Raw genomic sequence first — 21,148 nt, 5'->3', positions numbered from 1 at the left:
ATGATCTGTAAGCAGGAAGAAATTACAGATATTACAAGGGAAGCAATAAACAAAATACAGCTGGATAAACTGAATGCTGTTTTGAAAAAAGAAAAAGAAAGGCAGGGGTTTTACAGAGATCTGCCAGAAAGGCTGGAAAGCCTTGCTGATCTGAAAAACCTTCCCTTTACAACGGAATCCGACCTTGCTCAGAAAGGGGGCAGGATGTTACTGTGCTCCCAGGGAGAAATACAGAGGATCATTTCAGAACAGACAAGTGGAACAACCGGTGCAGGTAAACGTGTATTTTATACAGAAGGAGATTGTGAACATACCATAGAACTTTTTATGGCCGGACTTGGTGAGTTTATTTATCCGGGAAGCCGGACTATGGTTGCTATGCCGTTTTCCGGTCCTTTTGGACTGGGAGAGCTGATCGCAGAGGCAATCAGACGTATAGGTGCACACCCCCTTTTAACCGGGAACAATAAAACCTATGGTGAGTTAAAAACAATTCTGGAAGAGGAACAGTCGGACACTTATGTAGGTATGCCGACAGCACTGCTTTCCATGCTTAGAATGTGTGGAAAAGGAAGTATAAAGAGAGCACTGATATCAGGGGATGCCTATTCGGAAACAGTAATGAAAGAAATAGAAAAAATTCTGGGAACACCTCTCTGGCCTCATTATGGTTCCAGAGAGATGGGACTTGGGGGCGCGATCTGCTGTCAGGCTCATGAGGGCATGCACATGCGAGAGAATCACTGTATCATAGAGATCATAGATAAAGAGGGAAATGTTCTGCCTGACGGTCAATGGGGAGAACTGGTGATCACAACCATTGGGATGGAGGCACAGCCTTTGATCAGATACAGGACCGGCGACCATACACGTATTATCCCCGGAAAATGTATCTGTGGAAGTGAGATAAAGCGTCTGGATTTTGTAAGGCGCATCGACCAGTCAAAAAGTATGAGAGAAATGGATGAATTACTGTTTCAGATTCCGGAACTGGTAGATTGCTGTGTAAGGAGTGTTGGAGAGACGAAAGAAATCACAGCACTTTTTACATCAGACAACGGAGAAGAACTGATCAGAAATGTCTGTGCAGAGAAAAATATTATTTCTTTGGACTGCAGAAAAGCAGAATGGAGCGATAGGGCATTGTATCCTGCGAAACGTATTATTTTATAGAGAAACTATTAGAAAACAGAACGAAATCCACAGACTGTCAGCCGGATTTCGTTCTGTTTATTGTTTTATGAATAGTTATTTGTTCACATTTGTATTATCCATAAAAATCAGCATTTCTCAGCAATATCATAAATCAGCCGTTCTGTATCTTCCCATCCGAGGCAAGGATCTGTGATGGAACAGCCAGGAGTCATATGATCACTGATATCCTGACGGCCCTCCAGAAGATAGCTTTCAATCATAACACCCTTCACCAGCTTTTTAAGTTCCGGATTATAATTACGACTGTGAAGTACTTCTGAGACAATTCGGCTACATAAGCTTTAGATTTGCCTCTGAGTGGTATGCAGGGGGAGTTGGAGAAAGCAGAGAATATGGCTTAACATATCGTCTTAAAGACGGAAAGAAGTTGGCGGTTCAAGATGTTGCGTCTGGAAAAAAAGTAATGTAAAGAAAAATATAGCAACAGCATATTCGAAAAAACTTTCCGGCCAGGGGTATTCTTATGTTATGAAAATGAAGTATTCAGACTTTCAGTTTTATATTAAACCCGGAAAAAAAGTCGTTGTATGTTTTGGTCCATATGGAGCATTGGGAGCACATGGAAAAGTTGTGGTTGAAATAAAAGGCAAATTATAAGGATTGATCAGCTGCAAATTCTGCTTGAACGGTACGCCTATTCTGAAATCGGCGGTACATTCATTCTGATTTAGCGGTATGCGTTTTCTCTTTAGAGCTGACAGCACCAAACAAAAATATCCTGACAGTTACAGAGCTTTCTGGCTCTGCAACCTACAAAGTCTATGAAAAAATCTTCCCCAGTACTTTCTCATCCACCATCTCGCAAACCCAGCTAAACCCAATCCCCACCAAATACATAAGCAGAAAACAGACCACTGCATAAACATAAGCATTTGCTCCAATGGTGGTATGCTGCAGCAGGGCCATAGGCAGTCTCTGCATAATATACAATCCGAACAGATGCTTTCCGGTGAATTCCAGGAGTGAATTTCCAAGCTGCATTTTCATGGTAAACATCACAACCACCAGTGCGAATACAACAGCGCCGATGGCATACATACAGATCTGCTGGCGGGTTTTGTAAACTACGAGGAGCAGGGCCAGGAGTATAAGGGCTGCAAGGATGTAATTCTTTGTGGCCTTTAATTTTACATCAATTTTTTCCTTAAAGAATCCGTACCACATGCCGGCGGGGTAGCAGAGCATGGTGTTGTACCAGTAGTCGGTTTTGTGGAGGAACAGGATGTACATGCTTATCACGGTCAGAACTGTGATGAAAAGCAGAGAGGGTACAGGGCTGTTTTTTAAGATCCGGAATGCGAACCAGGTGATGAGGTACAGGATCAACATGACAAAAATGTACCAGTTGCTGTTGCCGAGGCTTTCCCAGCCCAGCAGTGCCAGGAAAATTTTTTGCATGGAAAAGGTTCTTCCCATGAAAGAATAGGCTGCCAGATAAAGCAGTACGGCCAGATCAAAATGCACCAGTGTCCGCAGAACTCGGTGAACTGGGATGCGGCGGACGTAGGGCGTGCCTTTTTTCATGATGGAGACGAAGACACCGTATCCGGAATAAAGCAGGAACAGGGTGACTACCAGCTGGCCGGAGTGGGTGCGCCAGAACTGGAAGATTCGGTCTGTGGGGCCGTTCATCTGGATGTACTGGCAGAAGTGGATCATGAATACCAGCAGCAGAAAAAATCCGCGGATGATGTTGGTCTGTTTCATCGAGATATATTTCGGATTGAATTCCACAGGCCTGGATGGAATGAGCAGCAGAAGGATCGCTGCCAGAATGAAAAAGTCCATAAAATAAATTCTCCTTGAGGTGTTTTTGGAGTGCTGCCCCGTTTGTATACGCAGGTTATACAGAAAAACTTTGAGGACTACAGCGATTTCAGCACTTTAACAAGCCGTGAATTATCCTCCGGCATCATAATACAGAATCGCACAAATTCCCCGTCCAGGCACTGGAAGGAAGAACAGTCACGGATCATCATGCCTTGTCTGATGCAGGCTTCAAATACGTCATAGGAGGTCAGTCCGTTTTTTAGGATCCTGAGCAGGATAAAGTTTGCATAGGCGGGATAGATTTTGTAGGTGTCTGTATCCTTCAGTTCCCGGATCATCCGGTCGCGTTCGGAAAGGATCAGATTTCTGGTTTCTTTAATATAATCTTCATCCTGCAGCATGATCTCTCCTGCAAAGGCACCAAGGCTGTTAAGTGACCATGGTGTCTGTTTTTCGCGCATTTTTGCAAGAAATTCCATATTTCCGGTGATGCCGTAGCCCAGGCGCATTCCGGGAGCGGCGAAGAATTTGGATACGCCGCGGAGTACCATGAGATTGGTGAATTCCCGTGTCAGCGGAACTGCGGTGATGGCGTTGATATCCGGGGCAAATTCTGCATAGGTTTCGTCGATCATCACGAAGATATTTTTTTCAGCACAGAAACCGATGAGTCTGCGAAGCTCTTCCTGGGTGATGGCGGAGGAGGTTGGATTGTTGGGGTTGCAGAGAATGAGAAAATCATAGCCCTGCTCCAGCTTCCGGCAGAGATCCGGAATGTCTGGCTCGAAATCATTGCTTTCCTGAAGGTGGTAATATTCCTGGGTACTTCCGGAGAAAGAGAGCTCTCTGGAGTATTCAGAATAGGTAGGCCCAAGGATCAGAGTGTGCTTCGGGGCACGCTCCTGGATCAGAAGGGAGATCAATTCGCTGGAGCCGTTTCCCGGAAGAATGAAATCAGCGGGAATATTGCAGTAGCTGGAAATCGTATTCCGAAGGGATGTGTATTCTCTGTCCGGGTAGGAGGAAAGAATATCTACGTGTTCTGCAATGGCTCTGCCGGCTTTTGGGGAAAGGCCCAGAGGATTGACATTTGCACCGAATTTGACGATGTTTTCTTTTTTCAGATTGTAGTAGCTGCAGATCTTTTCTATATCACTTCCGTGAAAAACGGGTTTGGTATCCATTTTTGTCACCTCACATTTTTATTTTTTTCGTAAAAAATTTATATCCAGTATACACCAGAATACGGGACAAAAAAAGACGGGATAAAAAGTTTCTGTATTTTTTTGAACAGGATATTACTGAAAATTGCTTTCTGGAAATGTATGGGAATATTTGATACAATGAGCAGATAGCGAATATGGATTGCGAATATCCATGCTGTTTGCCAATGTGGATCGTGAATATCCACATTTTTTCCGGGGAGGGTAAGTTCTCAGGGGAAAACAGCAGGAAAGGAAACAGAAAATATGAATATAGAAGAGAAAAAAATCGCAGTGATCGGAATTGGTGGTGTTGGTGGTTACATAGCAGGGTTGCTGGCGAAGGCGTATCCGCATGTGACGATGGTTGCACGTGGCGCCAGAGCAGAGAGCATCCGGAAAAAAGGCCTGGTGCTCCACAGTGATTATAAGGGTGAGATCGTGGCAGAGCCAGAGCGGGTAGTACCAATTCAAGATATGGGACAGCAGGATTATATTTTTATCTGTGTAAAAAACTATTCACTGGCTGAGGTGTGCGAAAGTATCCGGGACATGGTCACGGATGACACAGTGATCATTCCGGTGATGAATGGTGTGGACCCGGGAGAAAACATCCGCCGTCTGGTTGGTAAGGGAACTGTTGTGGATTCGCTGATCTATACGGTGGCTTTTGCCAATGAGGATTTTTCCATTGCCCAGCAGGATACGTTTACGTGGCTTTGTATTGGAATCAAAGATGCGGATGAACGGCAGCAGAAGAAAGTTACAGAAGTGGCAGAGATCCTGAAAGGTGCGGATATTGACTATAAGGATCAGGGGGATATCGAGGTGGAGATATGGAGAAAGTACATCCTCAACTGTGCCTTTAATGTGATGACTGCTTTTTATGATAACACGATCGGGGAGCTCCGCAGAGATCCGGTGAAAGCGCAGCAATATGAGAAGCTTGTATGGGAAGCTGCCAGTGTAGGTCGGGCAAAGGGTGTTGCGCTGACGGATGAGCATATCAATGCGGTGATCCATAAATTCCGCCATGTACATGCGGATAATGCAACCAGTTCCCTGCAGAGGGATTTTCGCATCCGGAGAAAACAGACGGAGCTGGAAACCTTCAGCGGCTATATTGTGAAAGAAGCGAAGAAACTGGGTGTTTCCATTCCGCTTTCCGAAAAAATATATCAGGGACTTATGGAAATGGCAGAAAAATTCTGACTGAAAAAGGTGAGTTTTTCTGGTGGAATCCCGTATGCTCTGGTACAATGGGGATATAAAAAATCCTGTATCGCATATTGAAAGATTATCTGTGATACCGGAAGGGAGGAAAAGAGATGAAGAAAGTATTTTTTGCTGTTATTGCAGTGATCGTGATCCTTGCCGGAGGACTTATACTCAGTTACAACGGGCTTGCCGGAGGTAAAGAAGCTGTGGAAACTGCAGAGGCTGATGTGGATACCATGCTGCAGAGACGGGCAGATCTGATCCCGAATCTCGTCAGCACGGTAAAAAGTTACACGAAGCATGAGACGGAGATTATTGACAAGGTTCTGGCGGCGAGGGACCAGCTGATGAATGCGGATACTGTAGAAGAGAAATCTGAGGCAGATCAACAGATGGACAGTGCACTTTCCGGTCTGAAGGTTGTAGTGGAAAATTATCCGGAACTGAAAAGTGATACTACTTATGTGGGCCTGATGGATGAACTGTCCGGAAGCGAAAACCGGATCTCTGTAGCGAGAAAAGATTATAATGAGGCTGTGAAAGCTTATAACACAAGGCTTGTGAAATTCCCCGGGAATGTATTTGGTTCCATGCTTGGCTTTGAGAAGGCGTCATATTTTGAGGCCGATGATTCAGCAGCAGATACGCCGGATGTAGGGGATATGCTGGCAGAGTGATAAGATCAGACCATTGTTCTGATGAAATGAAAGAACGGATAGAGGGAGAATATCCTATGAAAAAATGGATCGGACGGATGGCTGTGTTGCTGGCTTTTGTATTGACGCTGTCCGGAAGTACGCTGGCAGTTTTAGGGGAGATCCCGTCTGCCACAAAAGAATTCTATGTTAATGATTATGCAGGGGTTTTCAGCGATGCCTGGAAGGAAGAGCTTTGCAAGGCTGGTGAGCAGCTGTATGATGATACCACAGCGCAGCTGGTTGTCCTTACCGTGGATACCACCGATGGGGAAGACATCAGTGATTATGCAGTGGAAACCGGTCGCAAATGGGGAATTGGTTCAAAGAAGAAAAATAATGGTGTCCTGATCGTCCTTTCGGTTTCGGACCGTAAAGTCTGGGTATCTGTCGGCTACGGTCTTGAGGGAAAGCTGCCTGATTCGAAGACCGGACGACTTCTGGATGAATATGCAGTTCCTTCCTATAAAGACAATCAGTTTGAAAAAGGTACCGTGGAGCTTTATTATGCAATGTTAAATGAGATCCGTGAGGAATACGGTCTGGAGAAGATAACAGCTCCCAGATATGAGAAGGTGCAGCCGGATGTGGACGATGATGAGGATGAGGATGATGGAACTGTCTGGGAGATCGCGCTGGGGCTTGTGATGATCGTTTTGATCATGGTGGGCGCATATCTACTGTGCGTGATGCTTCCTGTATTTCTTATCGTAACTATGGTTCTGGTTCTGAAGGGCCTGATAATGAAATTGTCGGGAAAGGATACCGCAGACTACTGGAAAAAGAATTTTAACCGTATGAGTGTACTGCACCGGCTCTTTAATTCCCTGTTTCCGCTGAGCTGGATTCTGGGAAGAGGAGGAAAAAGCAGCGGTGGAAGTTCCGGCAATGACGATGACAGAGACGATGATTATGACAGCTACGACAGCGGAAGCTCCGGAGACGGAGGAAGCTTCGGCGGTGGCGGCGCCGGCAGGGATTTCTGATGCTCTTGACAAAATTTCTCAACTTTGCTACAATGACGAAAATCAATTCCGTGAGGGAGTAATTCGCGTGTAGACGTGGTTTGTCAACATACTGGTGCATGCACCTGGCAAATCTTAAAGAATGAGACTCATGTATATTTTATTTCTGTTACAGAGATAGAATATACGTGGGTCTTTTTTTATGGCTCCGGAGCGGATGAATATGCAAAGGAGAAGAAAAATGCTGTTATTTATGAAAGTGCTTTTTACCCAGTTTATTGCGGAAATGGGTGACAAAACACAGTTGATGCTGGTGGCAATGACTTCCAGATTCAAGCTGAAGGATATTCTGCTTGGAACCGGTGTTGCGATCCTAGTGCTCAACGGACTGGCAGTGCTTGCAGGAGGTATTATCAGTACCGTGGTCCCTACCTGGCTGATCCGTCTGATCGCAGGTGCAGCGTTCCTGTTTTTTGCGGCGACAACGCTGAAGGGTGACGATGATGAGGAAGAGAATGTTAAGGATCGTAAGATCAAATTTGCACCGCTGTCTGTATTCTGCACATTTTTTGTTGCGGAGCTGGGGGATAAGACACAGCTTACTGCAATTACATTTGGTGCCAATGAGGGGCTGAGTTCAGCAGTTGTGGTATGGTTTGCCTGTTCACTGGGGCTTTTTGCGGCGGATGTGATCGGACTTCTGATCGGGTATCTTCTGAAAAGCAAGGCACCGGAGGGAATCCTCAATACAGTTGCATTTGTTATTTTTTCCATCTTTGGAATCCTGACGCTGAGACAGGGATTTGGCCTTCTGCTCGGAGCGGGATCTTCTATGATCCTTCCGCTTACCTTAGCGGTTACGGTTGTGTTTGTGATCGTCTGTCTTATGCTTTATAAGCAGGCGAAAAAGAATTAAATTATTATAAGGAGCTTTGCACAGAATAAGGCTCATACCGGAAAAAGCCTTCGCATACACTGTAAAAAAGCGTCTTCGGGGGCTTGGCAGTGAAGGATTATATTGAAGAACGTGCAGTTGAGATCGCAGGATATATTGTTGAAACAAAGGCTACGGTGCGGCAGGCGGCGAAGAAATTCGGGATCAGTAAGAGTACGGTACATAAGGATTGCGCAGAACGCCTGAAAGTGATCAATCCGGCTCTGGCCATAGAAGTTCGCAAGGTACTGGATGTAAACAAGCAGGAGCGACATATCCGGGGAGGTATCGCTACCCGGGAAAAATATCTCCATGCTCATATCCGATGAACAGGCGGTCCGGATTAAATGCTGATCATAAAATATGAATGTCTGTGTTATTATCCGGCTTGCTTTGGTTGACATACCTGATAAGATGTGCGAAGATTTATCATACGATAGAAATAGCAAAATACAGCACATAGGAAAGAGAGGATTTTATCATGCTGAAACAGTTATCCATCTATGCAGAAAATAAAAAGGGTGTTATGCAGAACATTACCGGTATCCTGAAGGACGAGGATATCAACATTCTGGGCTCTGTAACCAATGACAGCGCAGAGTACGGAATCGTACGAATGGTAGTTTCGGAGCCGGATAAGGCAATGGAGGCTCTGATCGCTGCCGGATATCTCTGCCACGTGATCGAGGTGATCGGAGTGGAGGTTGAGGATAAGACCGGAAATCTGAACGATCTGCTTCTTACACTGAAGGACAGTAATGTGAGCGTGGATTATCTGTACCTCTCCTTTAACCGTGATTCCGGCAAGCCGATCATGGTATTCCATACCGAGGATATTATGGAAGTGAGAGCCTGCCTGAAATCCAGAGGCTATACCGTTTTATAAAAACAGGATTTCACTGTGTGGCAGATACTTTTATCCATCTGGTAAATATTAAAAAGTCCTATATTATAAACACGAAATATTAATTTTACAAATGTATATGACCATGCTATCATATACCCATAATAGTTCTTAACCTGTAAACAGCCACCTCAGGATATGTGAATATCCGTATCATACAGGCCGGGAACTAAAAAACTCATCACATAAAGTTAATAATTACACCCATGAAGAAATCTGTGGATCAGCGTACACAGATTCCTTCAGAAAGAAGCTGTTACATCGGCGGAGTTTCTGTGTCTCCAAGGATGTGGCAGCTTTTTTCTTTTACTCTGAAAAAATTCGCAGTAATTTCACAAAAACATGATACAGTAGGAAACATGTTATGATCTGTTTTGTAAAAATGCTCAGGTTTATGAGCATGTGATAAAGTAAGACGCAGATGTTCGATTTACAGAATACAGAGGATCAGAAAAAACGACGGAAAAGAAATGCCTGAAGCTGCTGCAGACAGACGAGGAAATGAAATGAGACCAATAAGAATACAGAAAGCGGAAAAAAATAAAAAAAGGGGAAACAGAGGGGGAATCTATCTCCTGGCATTTCTATTTCCGGTGCTGATCTTTACGCTGGGCTTTGCACTGAAGGGTGTTTATCCTTTTGGAGAAAATTCGGCGCTGGTAGTAGATGGAGTCCATCAGTATACAGTCTTTTACAGGGAACTTTCAGAGCAGCTTGGAAAGGGAGCGGGCTGGACCTGGTCCGCACATGCCATGGGATATAATTTTTATGGATTGTTTTGCTATTATCTCTGCAGTCCGTTCAGCTTCCTGGTACTGCTGTTTATGAAATTCATGTATGTAAACGAGGCTGTCACTGCGGTGATCCTGATCAAGGTAGGGATTTGCAGCGTATCCATGGCATGGTATTCCGGGAAAAAATATCCGGGTAAAGACTGCATGGCAGTTTCTGTGGGGTGTATGTATGCACTGTCCAATTTTCTGATGGGATATTACAGCAATGTGATGTGGCTGGACTGTATCATGCTCCTGCCGGTTCTGGCATATCTTATTGAACGGCTGGTAAATACCGGAAAGTGGAAAGGGTACTGCCTTGTTCTGGGGTATGGTATCCTGACAAGCTATTACATGGGATTTATGCTGTGCACCTTTGCGGCTCTGTATTATGTGGTACAAATGATTATTCTGGAAAAGGAGAAACGCCCGGAGAAGATCCCACATTCTCTGCTGAAATTTGCCGGAGCCTCCATTGGCGGAGCCGGCCTTGCAGGAATCACGCTGATCCCGGGAATCGTTGCAGTATCCCGGACACCGGCTGCGGCAGAAGCGGGAACCGGCCTTCAGGGTGTCTACGGAGATATCTGGAAACAGCTTGGCGCATTGATGGAAGATTCCATGTCTTTTGTAAAATCCGGGGAGCAGGGAGATGTAAACCTTTACTGCGGATGTGCGGTGCTTCTTTTTGCAGGAATCTATTTCCTGAACAAAGAGATCCGCAGGACAGCAAAGATCATGTTAGGGGCAATGGCTCTTCTGTATTTTGCAGGCTTTCATATCACAGCGCTGAATCTGTTGTTTCACGGAATGCACAAACCGGTGGGGATTCCCAATCGTTTTGCGTTTATTCTCATCTTTCTGCTTTTGAAAATAAGCTGTGATGCCTGGGGAAAACTGGAGAAGGAAAGCGGGAAGAGGATTTTGGCAGGATTTATCCTGGCAGAGATATTTTGTACTGTTGTAGAGCTGAAAAGCGGAAAAGGGCTGGGAACCCTTCTTACAGACGGAGTGATCGCGGCATTTTTTCTTCCGGTGTGGACGGGCAGTTTTCTTTGTGGAAAACTTCCGTCACATCCGTTGGGACGTGTGGAAATCAGGAAGATCGTATCTCTGGTCCTGGCCGTAATGATACTTGCGGAAACCGGAATCCATGGTGTTTTCAGTATCACAGACAACGGAACTGCCAACCGTGATGTTTATGCGGAAAGTGACAGGGAAGTGACCAGTCTTATGAAAAAGACAGGGGCGGATCAGGTAAACTACCGGTCGGCCATTGTAAATCCCCTTGTTCGAAATGAGGAAATGCTGTACCAGCTGAACGGAATCTCCATGTATTCTTCCACGAATACAGAAGAAATGTGGGATTTTGTCCGAAACATGGGATTTGAAAATCTGGAAAATCGTTATCAGTATGCGGGAGCTACCGAGGTGATGGACATGTTGCTGGGAATCCGGTATCTTCTTTGTAGAAATACAAGAACGCTGCATACGGCATATGAAAAGATCGGCGAAAGTGCATCCTTTGATCTGTATGAGAATCCCCGGGCATTGAAAGGGGCATATATGATAAACAATTCTGTAGCGGATTATGCCATGGAAGGAACGGATCCGCTGGAAGTGCAAAACCGGCTTCTCAGCGGGATCGTGGGAAAAAGACTGTACAAAATGCAGACGATAAATTCAGATTCCCTGCTGGCCGGAAGAGCGGTTTTTACAGTGCGGTTGAAAAAAGGAGAGCATGGATATCTCTATATTCCGGGGACGGAGCCGGAGAATGTGACCATTAACGGGCAGAGCCAGACATCGGATTACTGGAACAATAATTTTCTGGATCTTGGAACCTGTCAGTCGGATACCACAGTGCGGGTAACGGCAGACTGTGGCATGGAAGAGGCAGTTCTGGGAACCTATCAGGAATCGGATCTGGATGAGATCTACCGGAAGCTTTCGTCCCAGCAGACAGATCTTTCCGACGGGAAAGGCAGTATATCTGTGAAACAGGATGGGATATTGCTGATACGAAGCTTTTATGATCCGGATATGCAGATATTTGTGGATGGAAAAAAAGTACAGGCAGTAAGTATTCAGGGACTTACAGGCATAAAGCTTTCCAAAGGCAGTCATGAGATCGTTATGAGATATAGCACCCCGGGATTAAAACAGGGAGCAGTTCTTTCTATATTAATGGTTATGATCCTGGGAATTTCCCAGATTGTAGTGGAAAGGCGGAAAAAGACGTGCTATACTTCCAGGAAGGAGCGGAGGCCATAACCGGATAAAAAGGCCGTTTCCGGCTTGCGGGAGCCGGCGGCTTTGAACCTGCAGGAGATGCTGCAGTACAGAAAGGAAAGGCCATGGAAAAACTGTGGAAAAAACTGGAAGCGCAGATGATACAGTCTTACGAAAGTATGGTGCGGGATGATGGAGATGTGACGGCGTGGAATCAGGCGTTTGATACTTTGATGAAAATCGTTGAGAGCGGACGCAGGGAAAAGCACAATTTTGCACCGGAGCTTTTTTGCCTCAGCGGCATGGAAGGGTTTTCTTTTGATCTGAAAATATGGATCAATGATTATCTGGAAACACTGGAACAGGAAGAGGACCAGGCTCAGATGGAAAAAGTCTGCAGAAAGCTTCTGGATCTTTTTGCGTGGAAAGAGGAAGCTCCGGCGGATCTGAGATTTCGTCTGGCGTCATCGATGCTGTCCCTGGACAAAAAAGAAGAGGCCGGTGATTTCTGCCGGGAATGGTACCTGCAGGATGAAGATGATCCTACAGCTGCAACGGCGCTGATCTATACCTGGATCGCAGGAGGAAGGCTGAAGGAAGCCCAGAAGATCGTGGACCGCTGGATGGAAAAAGAAGAAGGATATACGGAAGAGAATGCGGAGATTTTCGGAGCGGCGTCTCTTTTAAGGACAGTTTCCGGGAATATATCCGTGGAGAGAAACTGAAAGTTACAGAGGATCGTTGTAAAGAGATCGTGATCAGGCAGGATAGAGATGACGGAGCTGTAAAAATGGGGGATGGGATTTATGAAGATCACAATGGTGCATGGGCAGAACCATAAAGGTTCTACTTATCATATAGGAAAAATGCTGGCAGACAAGCTGGGTGGAGAAGTGACAGAGTTTTTTCTGCCAAAAGATTTCGGGCATTTCTGCATTGGATGTAACCAGTGTATTGTGAAGGATGAGAAGCTTTGCCCATATTATAAAGAACTGAAACCGCTGACAGATGCCATTGACAGCGCAGATGTGATCATTCTTACAAGTCCGGTATATGTTTATCACTGTACCGGTTCCATGAAAGCATGGCTGGATCACTATGGCTACCGATGGATGCTGCACAGGCCAACCCCGGATATGTTTTCCAAACAGGGAGTCTGTATTTCTACCGCAGCAGGTGACGGAACGAAATGGACCAACAAAGATATGGCAGACAGTATGTTTTTCTGGGGAATGGGAAAGATATACAGGTACGGTACTGCCGTTCATGCCATAAATTATAAATCAATTTCTCCGGAAAAGATGGCGGAGATTGAGAAAGCGACCGATAAGCTGGCAGAAAAAATCCGTAAGAACTATGGCCATGTAAAACCGGTGTTGAAGACCAAAACATATTTCGAGGTGATGCGTAAGCTTGTAAAAAGTGGATGGAATGAAGTGGATGTGGCTTACTGGAAGGAACACGGGTGGACAGAAAAGGCCAGACCCTGGAGGTAAAACCGTCATTTTCGCAGGGTTGTGACATCTATGGAGAAAACCGTGTAAAACCCCTGTAAAATCAGCAAAAATTCTTTATAAAACACCTTGACAAGCTCTGTATTTACGGTCTATAATGAGCAAGCGTGCGAATGAAACGTTATATTTCCGCATGCCGTAATTTGTAAATAGCAACCGCAAGGCCCCATGGGAAAGCCCATGGAGAAATAAATCGGGAGGTGAAATGGAATGCCAACATTCAACCAGTTAGTAAGAAAGGGCCGTCAGACAGCTGTTAAGAAATCTACAGCACCGGCTCTGCAGAAAACATACAACTCTTTAAGAAAGAAAGCAGTTGATCAGGCTGCTCCACAGAAACGTGGTGTTTGTACTGCTGTTAAAACAGCTACTCCTAAAAAGCCTAACTCAGCTCTTAGAAAGATCGCCAGAGTTCGTCTTTCCAACGGTATCGAGGTAACAAGTTATATTCCAGGAGAGGGTCACAACCTTCAGGAGCATAGCGTTGTTCTTATCCGTGGAGGAAGAGTTAAGGACTTACCTGGTACAAGATACCACATCATCAGAGGTACTCTTGATACAGCAGGTGTCGCTAACAGAAAACAGGCTCGTTCCAAATACGGAGCTAAGAGACCTAAAGTTAAAAAATAATTTAAGTAGATCAGAAATCTACACCGCTTCCTGATTGCAGATAATCAGGAGGATTACAAAGATATTATTCATCTAATGTATTACAGCGGAAGACTATAAGGATTTGTACGGTATTCCATATACCCTGTCGGTTGCGGGTTAAATATAGGACCTTACCAGTGCGAACATGCAATAGTTTTACTGCGTGAGTACCGATGATATAATCAATATGATTAAGGAGGGAAGTAACGTGCCACGTAAAGGACATACTCAGAAAAGAGACGTTCTGGCTGACCCGATGTACAATAACAAAGTGGTTACCAAACTTATCAATAACATCATGTTAGACGGTAAGAAAGGTGTTGCTCAGAAAATTGTATACGGTGCATTCGCCAGAGTAGAGGAAAAAGCTGGTAAACCAGCAATTGAAGTATTTGAAGAGGCTATGAACAACATCATGCCAGTTCTCGAGGTAAAAGCAAGACGTATCGGTGGTGCTACTTATCAGGTTCCGATCGAGGTAAGAGCAGACAGACGTCAGGCACTTGCTCTTCGTTGGCTTACAATGTTCTCACGTAAGAGAGGCGAGAAGACAATGGAAGAAAGACTGGCTAATGAGCTTCTGGACGCAATGAACAACACAGGTGCATCCGTTAAGAGAAAAGAAGACATGCATAAGATGGCTGAGGCAAATAAAGCATTTGCTCACTATCGCTTCTAATTCGAGGAGGAAAATTCATTGGCTGGAAAAGAAGGAAGAGAATATCCGTTAGAGAGAACCAGAAATATCGGTATCATGGCGCATATCGATGCTGGTAAAACAACTCTTACAGAGCGTATTCTTTATTATACAGGTGTTAACTACAAGATCGGTGATACTCATGAAGGTACAGCAACAATGGACTGGATGGAGCAGGAGCAGGAGCGTGGTATCACAATCACATCCGCTGCTACAACATGTCACTGGACTCTTGAGGAGAACTGCAAACCAAAGCCAGGTGCTCTTGAGCATCGTATCAACATCATTGATACACCAGGACACGTAGACTTCACTGTTGAGGTTGAGCGTTCCCTTCGTGTACTTGATGGTGCTGTCGGCGTTTTCTGTGCTAAGGGTGGTGTTGAGCCGCAGTCAGAGAACGTATGGCGTCAGGCTGATACCTACAATGTACCTCGTATGGCATTCATCAACAAGATGGATATCCTTGGTGCAAACTTCTACGGTGCAGTAGAGCAGATCAAGACTCGTCTTGGTAAAAATGCTATCTGCCTTCAGCTTCCAATCGGAAAAGAGGATGACTTCAAAGGAATCATCGACCTTTTCGAGATGAAAGCATACATCTACAATGATGACAAGGGCGACGATATCTCTATCGTTGATATCCCGGAGGATATGCAGGAAGACGCAGAACTTTATCATACAGAGCTGGTCGAGAAGATCTGCGAGCTGGATGATGACCTCATGATGGAGTATCTTGAGGGAGATGAGCCTTCTGTAGACAGACTGAAAGCTGTCCTCAGAAAAGCTACATGTGAGTGTACAGCAGTACCGGTTTGCTGCGGTTCCGCTTACAGAAACAAGGGTGTTCAGAAACTTCTGGATGCAATCCTTGAGTACATGCCGGCTCCTACAGATATCCCGGCTATCAAGGGCGTTGACCTTGACGGCAACGAAGTTGAGAGACATTCATCTGATGATGAGCCGTTCTCCGCTCTTGCATTCAAGATCATGACTGACCCATTCGTAGGAAAACTTGCTTATTTCCGTGTTTATTCAGGAACAATGAACTCCGGTTCTTATGTACTGAATGCCACAAAAGATAAAAAAGAGCGTGTTGGACGTATCCTTCAGATGCACGCTAACAAACGTATGGAGCTGGACAAAGTTTACTCCGGAGATATCGCTGCAGCGATCGGATTCAAATTCACTACAACAGGTGATACAATCTGCGACGAGCAGCATCCGGTAATCCTTGAGTCCATGGAGTTCCCGGAGCCGGTTATCGAGCTCGCTATCGAGCCTAAGACAAAAGCTGGACAGGGCAAACTTGGTGAGGCACTTGCTAAGCTTGCTGAGGAGGACCCAACATTCCGTGCTCATACAGATCAGGAAACAGGACAGACCATCATCGCTGGTATGGGTGAGCTTCACCTGGATATCATCGTTGACCGTCTTCTTCGTGAGTTCAAGGTTGAGGCTAACGTAGGTGCACCTCAGGTTGCTTACAAAGAGACAATCACCAAACCTGTTGATGTAGACAGCAAGTATGCAAAACAGTCTGGTGGTCGTGGACAGTATGGTCACTGTAAAGTTAAATTCGAGCCTATGGATGCCAACGGAGAAGAGCTGTACAAGTTCGAGTCCACAGTTGTTGGTGGTGCTATTCCGAAGGAATACATCCCGGCAGTTGGCGAAGGTATCGAGGAAGCTATGAAAGCTGGTATCCTCGGAGGATTCCCGGTAGTTGGTGTACATGCTAATGTATACGATGGTTCTTACCATGAAGTCGATTCTTCTGAGATGGCATTCCACATTGCAGGTTCTCTTGCATTTAAGGATGCTATGCAGAAAGCAGCTCCGGTACTTCTTGAGCCAATCATGAAGGTCGAAGTTACTACACCAGAGGATTACATGGGTGACGTTATCGGTGATATCAACTCCCGTCGTGGACGTATCGAGGGTATGGAAGATATCGGTGGCGGTAAGATGATCCGTGGATATGTTCCGCTTTCCGAGATGTTCGGATATGCTACAGACCTTCGTTCCAGAACACAGGGACGTGGTAACTACTCTATGTTCTTCGAGAAATATGAGCAGGTTCCGAAGTCTGTACAGGAGAAGATTCTTTCTAAGAAGGACTGATCCGCTATAAAATAATAAAATGCTTGCAAATAACCTTGGTTTGCAATATAATCAAGGTTAGCAAGTTTAAATCTGAAAAAATGCTCTGATTACAGAGTCAAGTTTTTTAAGGAGGACATTTTAAAATGGCAAAGGCTAAGTTTGAGAGAACAAAACCGCATTGTAACATTGGTACCATCGGACACGTTGACCATGGTAAAACAACTTTAACAGCAGCTATCACAAAAGTTCTGTCTGAGAGAGTAGCAGGTAACACAGCTACAGATTTCGCTAATATCGATAAAGCTCCAGAGGAAAGAGAGCGTGGTATCACAATTTCTACAGCACACGTTGAGTATGAGACAGAGCATAGACACTATGCACACGTTGACTGCCCAGGACATGCTGACTACGTTAAGAACATGATCACAGGTGCAGCTCAGATGGATGGTGCTATCCTTGTTGTTGCTGCTACAGATGGTGTTATGGCTCAGACTAAAGAGCATATCCTTCTTTCCCGTCAGGTAGGTGTTCCTTACATCGTTGTATTCATGAACAAATGTGATATGGTAGACGATGAGGAGCTTCTTGAGCTCGTAGAGATGGAGATCCGTGAGCTTCTTTCCGAGTATGACTTCCCAGGAGATGACATCCCGGTTATCCAGGGTTCTGCTCTTAAAGCACTTGAGGATCCGAGCAGCGAGTGGGGCGACAAGATCATGGAGCTTATGGATGCTGTTGACAGCTACATTCCAGACCCACAGCGTGACACAGATAAGCCATTCGTTATGCCTGTAGAGGATGTATTCTCTATCACAGGACGTGGTACAGTTGCAACTGGTAGAGTTGAGGCTGGTGTTCTTCACGTATCTGATGAGGTTGAGATCGTTGGTATCAAAGAGGAGACTCGTAAAGTTGTTGTAACTGGTATCGAGATGTTCCGTAAACTTCTTGATGAGGCTCAGGCTGGTGATAACATCGGAGCACTTCTTCGTGGTGTTCAGAGAAACGAGATCGAGCGTGGACAGGTTCTTGCTAAACCAGGAACACTTACATGCCATACAAAATTCACAGCTCAGGTTTACGTTCTGACTAAAGACGAGGGTGGCCGTCATACACCATTCTTCAACAACTATCGTCCGCAGTTCTACTTCAGAACAACAGACGTAACAGGTGTTTGCAACCTTCCAGAGGGAACAGAGATGTGCATGCCTGGAGATAACATCGAGATGACAATCGAGCTGATTCATCCGATCGCTATGAGCCAGGGTCTTACATTCGCTATCCGCGAGGGTGGACGTACTGTAGGATCAGGACGTGTTGCTACAATCATCGAGTAATTTTAGCATAACATCTTAATTTTATAAATAGAGTACCGCAAGGTACATTGTGTCCAAACGTAAGATACCCCGGAACCGCAAGGTTTCCGGGGTTTTTCTGTTATGTGAAAGATTTGAATACGGCTATAAGGAATAGCGAACTAATTAAAACAGGCAGGTATGTGAAGAATTTTTTTCTTCGCATATTGGCAAGGGAATGGTATCTGGCAGGAACACCGTACTGTGGAGATCTGGAATATATCCAGGCGAGAATAAAGGAATAGGATATGCGGATACATACCGCAGGAAGAAGGTCTCCGCACAAAAAATGTAAGACTTCTTCAACTGTGAAGTCTAAAGGAGTGTGATTTTATGAAAAAGTTGATAGCATTGGTTCTAGCATTGGTTTGTGTGTTTGGTCTGGGCGGTTGCAACACCAAGAGTATGAATTATATTATTGAGAACAAACCAAGTGTAACGGGTATTGTAGAAGAGGTGCATAACGATTATATCATAATGTACTCTGATACAGCAGATGGGTATCCGAATGGGTCAAGGTGGTCAATATCTTTGAGTGTAGAAAACAAGGACAGTTATACCAACCTTTCTGTTGGTGACGAAATTGTTGTATATCACGACGGAAAGGTTATGGAGACAGACCCATTAAAAGTGGGGACAGTTTATGCCATTACATTGAAAACTCCTGCTGACAGAACAGAGAACAACAAAGGCTGACTAATTTCAGTTTGTATAATTGAAAAAATAAAAAACGCATAGACAACTGTGTCTATTAGTGAAAATACGACATTTCTCGCTTTGTGTCGTGTTATTTGCAGATAACAGATTCTATATTTGATGATGAAAGGAGGAGTTGAGGTGGACCAAGTAAAAATCGGGAATTTTTTAAAAAAACTTCGCAAAGAAAAAGGCATTACACAGGAGCAGTTGGCAGAAATATTAAATGTCTCTGGAAGGACCGTATCCAGATGGGAAAACGGAAACAATATGCCGGATATCAGTATTCTTGTGGATATTGCAGATTATTATGATATCAGCATTCCTGAGATTATCAGTGGGGAAAGGAAAAGCGAGATGATGAACGAAGAAGAAAGAAAAATTGCTAAAACAATGTCAGATTATGCAACTACAGAGAAAGAGAAGATTTTTAAGGAAATGAAGCTCCAAAGTGTCATGGGAGTTTGTGCATTGGTTCTATACTGGATTCTGCATGAAACAGGTGCATATATGTATAATGATGTATTAGGAAAGCTTGCCGGCTATTGTGAGACCTTGGTATCTGTGTCAGTCATAATGATGGCAGCATTTACGACAGGATCTTTAAGCAAGGTGCGGAGCAAGAGTAGGAAAGTTTTTATGTTCGAAAATTTCTCAAAACCTATGCAATTAGTTGTAACTGCAGTTGTTGCTTTTGGTGGAGCTTCTGTGCTCAAGCTGGTACTGGTGCATTTTTTCGGCTTATAAGTATTTTCAAAGTTACTGTTCACTGGTAATGTTCCGCGAGGTGTTTTTTGTGAGCGAAGGTCACAGAAAACCAGAGACATACTGCGCGAATTTATGCGATCAGCATAAATTCTGTGCATCGCGAAGCGTGTTACTGAGAACGGAGTGAACAGTAACTTTTTAAATTCGTATTACATACTATGGAAAAAGAACTTTTTGATATTTTCACAGATGCGTGATAATATGATTATAGAAGTAGAGTGCTACCGATAGACGGTTAGTCCGTTTTACTATTAAGATATCAAAGATAACCGCTTAGTTTGCAGGCTGGGGCGGTTATTTTTGTGATTTATTATTATCTTTGCCAAAGGTATATCCAAGACCAAAGCAGGTTAAGCCGAAGCTAACCACAGCTATGAAGTCAATAATACTCATGGCTTAGCCCTCCTTTCCAGTGGATTCCCTTTCGGGTTTCTATGTAATCAGAGGGGTGCTGAGTGCCGGTGGCACTCGTTTAGCACCGACCGTAACGGAGTGTAGACCATAGTCCCTCTGGAGAAGAACTAACCGCCTACCGTTATGGTAGCACCCATGTTCAGATTATAATAATAAAAAATTACGGGCGCAATAAGAAAATGGCAGAGGAAGTAGTAGGCGTTGGCAATAAAGAATTTAGGACAACCTTATTCCAGTAAACGAAAAAATGGCAGATTCCAGGATCATGATTCTATCATCCAGGGTCATTGATAAGGTAAAGAGCCTTGAGGAAGAGAATGTTCTGGTAGTAGCAGGCCGTGGAGTGCGAAATGAAAAGGATGTGGAAATTAAAATTTTATCAGAACTGAAAAAAATCCCGGAGTAGAAATACTTTGGGATTTTTTTGAAAGGTTGACTTTTACACGGTAAAGTGCAATACTTATTGTAAGTGACGAATGTGAGGAGTGTTTTTTATGCCGGATGATAAAGTACTGCAGGTAGCGATACTTATATGGGGATGTGCATTTTGTGCCATAGCTACATTATGTATATTTCTGAGCAGTAATTATGACAGGGAAAAGCGTCGGTATCTTATCCTGATGGAGAGTTTTGCTTCTCTGTTATTGCTGATGGATGCTATGGCGCATATTTTCAGCGGATATCCCGGAGTTCCGGGCAGTGTGATGGTTCGGATTTCGAGTTTTCTCGTATTCGTTTTAACAAATGTAGCAAGAATTCTCCCACCTCTTCAGGTGGTGAGATGAATTGCACATCTGATCATATCTGCTCAAAAAAATCTCTATAGTATAAAAGAAACACTTGTTCTCCCTTCCCTGATGTAGTATACTGAAAAAAGAACAATTAGTTCATAAATACATATCTGTCGGTATAAGAAAAAGGATGATAAATATAATGGAGTTAGACCATGAAAGATGCATTCTGGAGTCAGATCTTCTGTCTGCTCAGTGCAGGCGGAGCAACGATTGAAACGATACGGCAGTATATAGAAAGCCAGGGT

The 21,148-nt window shown here is 44.4% G+C and carries 21 protein-coding genes and 2 pseudogenes; 20 read left to right on the top strand and 3 right to left on the bottom strand.

Annotation, left to right across the window (positions count from 1 at the left end):
- Nucleotides 1–1,173: a DVU_1553 family AMP-dependent CoA ligase gene (locus MUB50_RS15765; protein WP_118515209.1), complete on the top strand. Its 1,173-nt coding sequence runs from the start codon at nt 1–3 to the stop codon at nt 1,171–1,173.
- A 107-nt stretch (nt 1,174–1,280) separates the two neighbouring features.
- Here MUB50_RS15765 and MUB50_RS15760 read toward each other — a convergent pair.
- Nucleotides 1,281–1,484, bottom strand: a pseudogene (locus MUB50_RS15760) (3-deoxy-7-phosphoheptulonate synthase); the annotation flags it as partial.
- Nucleotides 1,485–1,683: 199 nt separating this feature from the next.
- On the opposite strand from MUB50_RS15760, the gene MUB50_RS16990 reads away from it, so the two are divergent.
- Complete coding sequence (locus tag MUB50_RS16990; RefSeq protein WP_255639164.1) at nt 1,684–1,812, top strand: hypothetical protein; 129 nt, start codon at nt 1,684–1,686, stop codon at nt 1,810–1,812.
- A 162-nt stretch (nt 1,813–1,974) separates the two neighbouring features.
- Here the strand turns inward: MUB50_RS16990 and MUB50_RS15755 are convergent, their stop codons facing one another.
- Nucleotides 1,975–3,003 carry an acyltransferase family protein gene (locus MUB50_RS15755; RefSeq protein WP_173753024.1) on the bottom strand — a complete coding sequence of 343 codons (1,029 nt, stop codon included), beginning with the start codon at nt 3,001–3,003 and terminating at the stop codon, nt 1,975–1,977.
- A gap of 77 nt (nt 3,004–3,080) precedes the next feature.
- Entirely contained in the window at nt 3,081–4,169 is a 1,089-nt protein-coding gene (locus tag MUB50_RS15750; RefSeq protein ID WP_244791501.1) for a pyridoxal phosphate-dependent aminotransferase, read from the bottom strand.
- A gap of 285 nt (nt 4,170–4,454) precedes the next feature.
- On the opposite strand from MUB50_RS15750, the gene MUB50_RS15745 reads away from it, so the two are divergent.
- From MUB50_RS15745 to MUB50_RS15660, 18 genes and pseudogenes are all read left to right on the top strand, one after another.
- Nucleotides 4,455–5,399, top strand: a complete 945-nt coding sequence (locus MUB50_RS15745) for a ketopantoate reductase family protein (protein ID WP_138276944.1) — start codon at nt 4,455–4,457, stop codon at nt 5,397–5,399.
- Between the two features lie 116 nt (nt 5,400–5,515).
- Nucleotides 5,516–6,082 (top strand): LemA family protein, encoded by a 567-nt coding sequence (locus tag MUB50_RS15740; protein ID WP_173753022.1) that lies wholly within the window; start codon nt 5,516–5,518, stop codon nt 6,080–6,082.
- 56 nt (nt 6,083–6,138) lie between these two features.
- Nucleotides 6,139–7,086 (top strand): TPM domain-containing protein, encoded by a 948-nt coding sequence (locus tag MUB50_RS15735; RefSeq protein WP_244791499.1) that lies wholly within the window; start codon nt 6,139–6,141, stop codon nt 7,084–7,086.
- Between the two features lie 220 nt (nt 7,087–7,306).
- Nucleotides 7,307–7,981: a TMEM165/GDT1 family protein gene (locus MUB50_RS15730; protein WP_244791497.1), complete on the top strand. Its 675-nt coding sequence runs from the start codon at nt 7,307–7,309 to the stop codon at nt 7,979–7,981.
- A gap of 89 nt (nt 7,982–8,070) precedes the next feature.
- Nucleotides 8,071–8,328 (top strand): sporulation transcriptional regulator SpoIIID, encoded by a 258-nt coding sequence (gene spoIIID, locus MUB50_RS15725; protein ID WP_118626277.1) that lies wholly within the window; start codon nt 8,071–8,073, stop codon nt 8,326–8,328.
- 152 nt (nt 8,329–8,480) lie between these two features.
- Nucleotides 8,481–8,885: an ACT domain protein gene (locus tag MUB50_RS15720; protein ID WP_021653044.1), complete on the top strand. Its 405-nt coding sequence runs from the start codon at nt 8,481–8,483 to the stop codon at nt 8,883–8,885.
- 524 nt (nt 8,886–9,409) lie between these two features.
- Nucleotides 9,410–11,950, top strand: a complete 2,541-nt coding sequence (locus MUB50_RS15715) for a YfhO family protein (RefSeq protein ID WP_244791495.1) — start codon at nt 9,410–9,412, stop codon at nt 11,948–11,950.
- Between the two features lie 83 nt (nt 11,951–12,033).
- Nucleotides 12,034–12,633: a hypothetical protein gene (locus MUB50_RS15710; protein ID WP_118626273.1), complete on the top strand. Its 600-nt coding sequence runs from the start codon at nt 12,034–12,036 to the stop codon at nt 12,631–12,633.
- Between the two features lie 81 nt (nt 12,634–12,714).
- Nucleotides 12,715–13,404, top strand: a complete 690-nt coding sequence (locus MUB50_RS15705; protein ID WP_244791493.1) for a flavodoxin family protein — start codon at nt 12,715–12,717, stop codon at nt 13,402–13,404.
- A 228-nt stretch (nt 13,405–13,632) separates the two neighbouring features.
- Entirely contained in the window at nt 13,633–14,052 is a 420-nt protein-coding gene (gene rpsL, locus MUB50_RS15700) for a 30S ribosomal protein S12 (RefSeq protein WP_015526360.1), read from the top strand.
- Between the two features lie 229 nt (nt 14,053–14,281).
- Nucleotides 14,282–14,752, top strand: coding sequence for a 30S ribosomal protein S7 (gene rpsG / locus MUB50_RS15695; RefSeq protein ID WP_207660371.1), 471 nt, complete (start codon nt 14,282–14,284; stop codon nt 14,750–14,752).
- An 18-nt stretch (nt 14,753–14,770) separates the two neighbouring features.
- On the top strand, nt 14,771–16,894 hold the full coding sequence (gene fusA, locus MUB50_RS15690) for an elongation factor G (RefSeq protein ID WP_227752351.1): 2,124 nt from the start codon (nt 14,771–14,773) through the stop codon (nt 16,892–16,894).
- 125 nt (nt 16,895–17,019) lie between these two features.
- On the top strand, nt 17,020–18,213 hold the full coding sequence (gene tuf / locus MUB50_RS15685) for an elongation factor Tu (protein ID WP_118515188.1): 1,194 nt from the start codon (nt 17,020–17,022) through the stop codon (nt 18,211–18,213).
- A gap of 351 nt (nt 18,214–18,564) precedes the next feature.
- The gene (locus MUB50_RS15680) at nt 18,565–18,927 is read left to right on the top strand and encodes a DUF3221 domain-containing protein (protein ID WP_118515186.1); all 363 of its coding nucleotides are present in this window, start codon (nt 18,565–18,567) and stop codon (nt 18,925–18,927) included.
- Between the two features lie 120 nt (nt 18,928–19,047).
- A complete protein-coding gene (locus MUB50_RS15675) occupies nt 19,048–19,674 on the top strand; it encodes a helix-turn-helix domain-containing protein (RefSeq protein WP_244791526.1) in 627 nt (208 codons plus the stop codon).
- Between the two features lie 700 nt (nt 19,675–20,374).
- Nucleotides 20,375–20,515, top strand: a complete 141-nt coding sequence (locus MUB50_RS15670) for a hypothetical protein (protein ID WP_182434027.1) — start codon at nt 20,375–20,377, stop codon at nt 20,513–20,515.
- A gap of 88 nt (nt 20,516–20,603) precedes the next feature.
- A complete protein-coding gene (locus MUB50_RS15665) occupies nt 20,604–20,894 on the top strand; it encodes a hypothetical protein (RefSeq protein WP_118626263.1) in 291 nt (96 codons plus the stop codon).
- Between the two features lie 164 nt (nt 20,895–21,058).
- Nucleotides 21,059–21,148, top strand: a pseudogene (locus tag MUB50_RS15660) (transposase); the annotation flags it as partial.

The sequence above is a fragment of the Blautia sp. NSJ-140 genome (assembly GCF_022868965.1).
Taxonomy (GTDB): domain Bacteria; phylum Bacillota; class Clostridia; order Lachnospirales; family Lachnospiraceae; genus Blautia_A.
This window is presented reverse-complemented; position numbering and strand designations above follow the sequence as displayed.

Excerpts from the sequence above, each read along its gene's own strand:
- MUB50_RS15765 (WP_118515209.1), top strand. The coding sequence starts at position 1 with ATGATCTGTAAGCAGGAAGAAATTACAGATATTACAAGGGAAGCAATA.
- MUB50_RS16990 (WP_255639164.1), top strand. The coding sequence starts at position 1,684 with ATGAAAATGAAGTATTCAGACTTTCAGTTTTATATTAAACCCGGAAAA.
- MUB50_RS15755 (WP_173753024.1), bottom strand. The coding sequence starts at position 3,003 with ATGGACTTTTTCATTCTGGCAGCGATCCTTCTGCTGCTCATTCCATCC.
- MUB50_RS15750 (WP_244791501.1), bottom strand. The coding sequence starts at position 4,169 with ATGGATACCAAACCCGTTTTTCACGGAAGTGATATAGAAAAGATCTGC.
- MUB50_RS15745 (WP_138276944.1), top strand. The coding sequence starts at position 4,455 with ATGAATATAGAAGAGAAAAAAATCGCAGTGATCGGAATTGGTGGTGTT.
- MUB50_RS15740 (WP_173753022.1), top strand. The coding sequence starts at position 5,516 with ATGAAGAAAGTATTTTTTGCTGTTATTGCAGTGATCGTGATCCTTGCC.
- MUB50_RS15735 (WP_244791499.1), top strand. The coding sequence starts at position 6,139 with ATGAAAAAATGGATCGGACGGATGGCTGTGTTGCTGGCTTTTGTATTG.
- MUB50_RS15730 (WP_244791497.1), top strand. The coding sequence starts at position 7,307 with ATGCTGTTATTTATGAAAGTGCTTTTTACCCAGTTTATTGCGGAAATG.
- MUB50_RS15720 (WP_021653044.1), top strand. The coding sequence starts at position 8,481 with ATGCTGAAACAGTTATCCATCTATGCAGAAAATAAAAAGGGTGTTATG.
- MUB50_RS15715 (WP_244791495.1), top strand. The coding sequence starts at position 9,410 with ATGAGACCAATAAGAATACAGAAAGCGGAAAAAAATAAAAAAAGGGGA.
- MUB50_RS15710 (WP_118626273.1), top strand. The coding sequence starts at position 12,034 with ATGGAAAAACTGTGGAAAAAACTGGAAGCGCAGATGATACAGTCTTAC.
- MUB50_RS15705 (WP_244791493.1), top strand. The coding sequence starts at position 12,715 with ATGAAGATCACAATGGTGCATGGGCAGAACCATAAAGGTTCTACTTAT.
- rpsL (WP_015526360.1), top strand. The coding sequence starts at position 13,633 with ATGCCAACATTCAACCAGTTAGTAAGAAAGGGCCGTCAGACAGCTGTT.
- tuf (WP_118515188.1), top strand. The coding sequence starts at position 17,020 with ATGGCAAAGGCTAAGTTTGAGAGAACAAAACCGCATTGTAACATTGGT.
- MUB50_RS15680 (WP_118515186.1), top strand. The coding sequence starts at position 18,565 with ATGAAAAAGTTGATAGCATTGGTTCTAGCATTGGTTTGTGTGTTTGGT.
- MUB50_RS15675 (WP_244791526.1), top strand. The coding sequence starts at position 19,048 with ATGATGAAAGGAGGAGTTGAGGTGGACCAAGTAAAAATCGGGAATTTT.
- MUB50_RS15670 (WP_182434027.1), top strand. The coding sequence starts at position 20,375 with ATGATTCTATCATCCAGGGTCATTGATAAGGTAAAGAGCCTTGAGGAA.
- MUB50_RS15665 (WP_118626263.1), top strand. The coding sequence starts at position 20,604 with ATGCCGGATGATAAAGTACTGCAGGTAGCGATACTTATATGGGGATGT.